The organism is Streptomyces sp. N35, from assembly GCF_016464295.1.
Classification (GTDB): domain Bacteria; phylum Actinomycetota; class Actinomycetes; order Streptomycetales; family Streptomycetaceae; genus Streptomyces.
Genome location: NZ_JAEIMH010000008.1, coordinates 93,895 through 98,552, shown reverse-complemented (window position 1 = coordinate 98,552; position 4,658 = coordinate 93,895). Strand labels below are relative to the sequence as shown.

Here is a 4,658-nt window from a genome sequence, read left to right as displayed (position 1 = left end):
CCCCCCCCCCCCGCCGGAGGGGGCCGGCGGGGCGCCCCCGCCCGGCCCTGGGGGGCGCCGGGGCCGCCCCCGCCCCGGCACTGCGGGCGGTTGGATCGGCGCGGCCCCGGCACTGCGGGTGTCCGGAGCGGCGCCGCCCCGGCACTGCCCGCGAGGGCCTTACGCGCCTCGCGGCGGGAGGAGGTCGGGGCGGCGCCCCAGGGCGTGCAGGAACTCCAGGGCGTCACGTACCAGGGTCTCCTCGTACCAGGCCAGCCAGCGGCCGGTCTCGTGGCCGATCCTGGTGAGCAACGCGGACTGGCGGGCGGCCAGTTCACCGGACGGGCCGGCCAGGTGGGCGGACACCATGCCCACGCAACTGCCGTCCGCGCCGATCAGCGGAACGCTGTGCACGGACCGGCTGCCCGCCTGAAGGATCGTGCGCCGTGCACCGTCGGTGAAGACCGGATCGACGGCCACGTCGCGCACGGTGCGCAGCGCGAGCGCCGCGGCGGCCTCGCCGCAGGCGGTGCCGGTCTCGCCGACGAAGGCGAAGTAGTCCACGAAGTCGTCGCTGTGACCGGTGTGGTGTTCGAGGCGCAGGCCGCGCGCCACCGGGTCGGCCAGCTGCACATTGCCCATGTCGGTCCCGGTGATGGCGAGGACCTGTGACAGCACCACGCGCAGGACGCCGCTGCGGTGCACCGGCGCATCGCCGTTGAGGTCCAGGGCCGGCAGCAGGGGAGGGTGCTGCCTGACCCTGCCGGGGAACCACAGCTCCCTCATGCTGTCCGGGCGTGCGGTGGTGAGCACCGCGTCCACCAGGGAGCGCATCTTCACGTTGAAGCGCTGTGAGGTGTGGCGCAGCAGGACGAACGCCTCGTCGGCGTCCCGGAGCCGGTAGCGCTCCATCAGCAGGCCCTGGGCCATCGCGACGGCCGGCCGGCTGCGATCACGGGCCCGCAGGTGCCGGATCTCCTCGGTGGTGCGGGCGAGTTGGTCGCGTAGTGCTTCGACGTCACCCTGCTCCGGGTCCGGCGCGACGTGCATGCGGGCTCTTCGGTCCATGCGTTCCCTTCTCCTGCTCCGGCTTCAGACCGTCATCCCGCCCGCGGGGCGGGGGCGCGACATCGACCGGGGCATACGTGCGGCGGCGCCGCCGGCTGTTTTCTCAACCGGGCGACGCCTGACCCACGGTGCGCTCTCACAGATCTGCCCATGGGGTGCCTTTGCACGTATCCCGTCAGGCCGGACGCAAACCACGCTCACAGGCGTCCACCGCTCCATCGCGCCACCGGACCGCGGCGCTTGCGCTCGGCGCGGCGTCCCGCGCCGTAGGTGGCCAGGCCGAGCGCGGTGATTCCGGCCGCCGAGACCGCCGCGATCAGTTTGCGGTTCTTGAAGGCCGCCCACGCGGTCAGGGCCGCCGCACCCGCCCGTCCGGCGGTCGCCGTCACGGCCTTGCGGCCGGACTCGACACTGCCGAGCGCACCGGTGAGGACACGGCCCGAGGCGCGGGCCGACTTCTCGGCCTTGTCGGTCGCACTGCCACCGGCCTCCGCCACGGTGCCGGCCGTCTTTGCGGCCATGTCGGCCGGCTTCTTGCTGTCGGTCTTGCTGTGTTGGTTCGTCATGCCGTTGCGGATGACCCGATCTTCGCGGTGCAAACGCGGTGTGGTCCCACCGTGGAGCCCAAGTGCCCGCGGGGTGTGCGGCAGGTGACCCCAGGACATGAGGGCCGGCCCGCGGGGCACTCGCCGGGGGCGGCCGTCGGGTGCTGGGCCCACGGCGCACGGCGGCCGAGGAGGCAGGCGATGACGGATACGGCACGAGGGGCCGTGGCGGAGGGTGTGTGGGAGTTCGACCCGCACGGAGCCGTCGATCCGCGCGCCCGCGACCAGGTGATCAGTGACATCGGGCACAGCGGCGCGCGTGATGTGGTCGTGCTCGCGCACGGCTGGAACAACGATCCCGCCGTGGCGGGGGAGTTCGACGCGCGCTTCTTCGCGCTTCTACGGGAGGCCGCACCCGAGGCCCGCATGGCGCTGGTGGGCGCGCGCTGGCCCGCGATGCGGTTTCTGGACGAGTCCGCTCCGCATGTGCCCGAGGAGCGGCGCCGGGCCGCGCGGGAGGCTCTGCCCGCGCTGGACGACGACACGGCCCGCGCATTGGCGGGTGCCCTGCCCGACAGCGGGGAGGTGGTGCGCGAACTGTCCGGCCTGCTGGCACGGCAGCCCACCGGCAGCCTGGCCCTCGACGACTTCGGCACGTTCCTGCGCCGTCTCGTCGAAGTGCGGCTCACCGACGCCCGCGCCGACTTCGCATCGGACGCCGAGGACGACCGCCTTGTGCAGCACGACCCGGTGATGCTCTTCGACGACACCGCCGGCGTCTGCGGCGAGTTCGCGGCCGCGCTCGACGAGGCGCGCGAGGCCGTCGAGGCCACCCACCACCGGCCCGAACGCACCGAGCAGCACAGTGCGGAGGGAGCGGCCGGAGTCTCGCACCACGGCACCCTCGAGGAGTCGGCGATCCTCGGGCCCCGTGCGCCGGACGCGCTCAGCCCGCGGCTGGAACAGACCGGTCCGGTGCAGACCGCCGGCGGGTTCGGCGACGCGCGCTTCGCCACCGGGCACGACGAGTTGTGGCGCGGGGCGCACGAACTGCTGCGCCAGGTCGCCGGACATACCTTCCGCCGTCGCGCTGGCGTCGTGGGCGCCTACGGCCTCGCGCCCGTTCTGGAGCTGCTGGCCCGGAGCGTGCCCGGGGTGCGCATCCACCTGGTCGGTCACGGCTTCGGGGCGCGCCTGGTCGCCTACGCGTTACGGAACCAGGCCGAGGACTCCCGCGCCGTGGCCTCGATGGTGCTGCTGCAGCCGGCCCTGTCCCACTTCGCGTTCGCCGACCACATGCCCCATCAGATGCGCGGCGGCGGCGCTCTGGCCGGTTGCCCGGAGCGTCTGGCCGGTCCGCTCGTGTGCTGCTACTCGCACAACGATCTCGAACTCGGCCTGATGCACCCGCTCGCCACCCGCATGATCGGCGACTCGGCCTCGCTGTCGGGCATCGACCGCAAATGGGGCGCCCTCGGCCATGACGGAGCCCAGGCGTCGGCGTCGTTCACCTCGGTCGGCCTCGACGAAGTCCTGCGTCACGGCATGAGTGACCGGCAGTGCCTCAACGTCGACGTCTCCGGTGTCGTACGCGAAGGGGACCCGCCGGCCGGTGCGCACAACGATGTGTTCCACCCGGACCTCGCCCGCCTCATCGTCCAGGTCGCCGGGATCGGCCGGGAGGACTGAACCCAGGAGGCCGGAGGTCGGCACCCCGGACCCAGGAGGCCGGAGGTCGGCACCCCGTCCCGACGAGACGATACGTCTTGCACGAGACGTCTCGTCTCGTCTAAGCTGAGCGCATGACAGCTCACAAGCCCGCGCACATCGCCATGTTCTCCATCGCCGCTTCCGGGCATGTGAACCCCAGCCTGGAGGTGATCCGCGAGCTCGTCGCCCGCGGCCACCGCGTCACGTACGCGATCCCCGCGTCCTTCGCCGACAAGGTCGCCGCGGCCGGCGCCGAGCCCAAGATCTGGACCTCGACGCTGCCCACCGACGACGACCCGGACGCCTGGGGCACGGAACTGATCGACAACATCGAGCCCTTCCTGACCGACGCGCTCCAGGCGCTGCCCCAGCTCGAGAAGCTCTACGAGGGCGACGAGCCGGACCTCGTCCTCTACGACATCACCGCCTACCCGGCCCGCGTCCTGGCCCACCGGTGGGGTGTGCCGATCGTGCAGTTCTCGCCGAACCTCGTCGCCTGGCAGGGATACGAGGAGGAGGTCGGCAAGCCGCTCTTCGATCCGCTGAAGGAGACCGTGCGCGGCAAGGCCTTCTTCGACACCTTCGCCGGGTGGATCGCCGCGAACGGCATGGACATCTCGGTCGAGAACTTCATGGGCCGCCCCGACCGCTGCCTCGTGGTGATCCCCAAGGCGCTCCAGCCGAACGCCGACCGCGTCGACGAGTCCGTCTACACCTTCGTCGGTGCCTGTCAGGGGGAGCGTGCCGAGGGGGAGTGGACCCGGCCCGAAGGCACCGAGAAGGTGCTGCTCGTCTCGCTCGGCTCGACCTTCACCAAGCAGCCGGGCTTCTACCGCGAGTGCGTCAAGGCCTTCGGCGATCTGCCGGGCTGGCACGTCGTTCTGCAGATCGGCAAGCATGTCGACGCGGCCGAACTCGGCGAGATCCCGGCCAATATCGAGGTGCACAGCTGGGTGCCGCAGCTCGCCATCCTGCGCCAGGCGGACGCGTTCATCACCCACGCCGGCGCCGGCGGCAGCCAGGAAGGCCTCGCCACCGCGACCCCGATGATCGCGGTGCCGCAGGCGGTCGACCAGTTCGGGAACGCGGACCTGCTCCAGGCGCTCGGCGTCGCCCGCCACATCCCGACCGAAGAGGCCACCGCCGAGGTGCTGCGCGAGGCCGTGCTCACGATCAGCGAGGACCCGGAAGTCGCCCGCAGGCTGGCCGACTTGCAGATGCAGACCGCGGCCGAGGGCGGCACCAAGCGCGCGGCCGATCTGATCGAGGCGGAGCTGCGCGGCAACTGATCACGTCCGGGCGGGCGTGGGGGGGCCCCCCCGGCGCCCCCGCCTATCGCTCTCCCCCCCCTCGCGA

Annotated in this window: 4 protein-coding genes; 2 read left to right on the top strand and 2 right to left on the bottom strand. The window is 72.6% G+C overall.

Features of this window, described 5'->3' with window-relative positions; genetic code table 11:
• Window positions 1-159: 159 nt before the first annotated feature.
• A complete protein-coding gene (locus tag JAO81_RS06940; protein WP_233415012.1) occupies window positions 160-1,047 on the bottom strand; it encodes an ANTAR domain-containing protein in 888 nt (295 codons plus the stop codon).
• A 197-nt stretch (window positions 1,048-1,244) separates the two neighbouring features.
• Window positions 1,245-1,613 carry a hypothetical protein gene (locus JAO81_RS06935; protein ID WP_199546879.1) on the bottom strand — a complete coding sequence of 123 codons (369 nt, stop codon included), beginning with the start codon at window positions 1,611-1,613 and terminating at the stop codon, window positions 1,245-1,247.
• Window positions 1,614-1,793: 180 nt separating this feature from the next.
• Between JAO81_RS06935 and JAO81_RS06930 the strand changes: the two genes are divergently transcribed.
• Complete coding sequence (locus tag JAO81_RS06930; protein WP_199546878.1) at window positions 1,794-3,281, top strand: serine-threonine protein kinase; 1,488 nt, start codon at window positions 1,794-1,796, stop codon at window positions 3,279-3,281.
• Window positions 3,282-3,394: 113 nt separating this feature from the next.
• Window positions 3,395-4,591 carry a macrolide-inactivating glycosyltransferase gene (gene mgt / locus JAO81_RS06925; RefSeq protein WP_199546877.1) on the top strand — a complete coding sequence of 399 codons (1,197 nt, stop codon included), beginning with the start codon at window positions 3,395-3,397 and terminating at the stop codon, window positions 4,589-4,591.
• Window positions 4,592-4,658 lie beyond the last annotated feature (67 nt).